Raw genomic sequence first — 590 nt, 5'->3', positions numbered from 1 at the left:
CTGGTCGGTCGATGGGTCGATGGCATGCATGATGCGGTTGTCGACGAGGTGGCGAGCACGCTCGGTGCCGGCAGAGTGGGCCGCGGTTACGCCCAAGGGATTGTCGCCATGTTTTCCGGCAGGCTCTTCACGGAAGACGCTGTGCGAACGCGGTGGAAGGATCCGCAGCCCTCCGGGGATGTGTCGTTGCCGGATGAGGTGCGGCTGGAGCTGACGGGGTGGCGTCCCGATCCGGATGGGGGTGACAAGTTCACGGATGCCATCAGCCGGATCGGAAGGAGGCCGGAAGGTGCGGTCTCATTGGACCGCAGGACGAACGGCAATTTCGTGTCCGAGCTGACGCGCGGGCTGCTCAGTGAATGGTCCTGGAAAATGAGCTGTCTTGACGACCCGGTCACTGGAAAACCTTACGCGGTGCCAGAGATCGTCAAAGTCAGCGGCGTCCAGATCAGTGTAGTCTCATTGTCCGGCCTTGTGCAGGATTGGCGGGTGCGGATGTCGGCGGTGTTGTTGCCGCCGGAGGTGCGGGGGGCGATTATCAAGTTCCGTCCCGGAACGAAAGGGCGGAGTACTCTTCCGGAGTTTGTGGC

Annotated in this window: 1 protein-coding gene; it reads left to right on the top strand. The window is 62.5% G+C overall.

Going from position 1 to position 590, the window contains the following annotated elements:
- Positions 1-24: 24 nt before the first annotated feature.
- Positions 25-590 (top strand): hypothetical protein (locus IEZ09_RS46025; RefSeq protein ID WP_189260161.1); only part of this gene is annotated, 566 nt, incomplete at its 3' end.

The sequence above is a fragment of the Lentzea flava genome (assembly GCF_014648475.1).
Lineage (GTDB): Bacteria > Actinomycetota > Actinomycetes > Mycobacteriales > Pseudonocardiaceae > Lentzea > Lentzea flava.
This window is presented reverse-complemented; position numbering and strand designations above follow the sequence as displayed.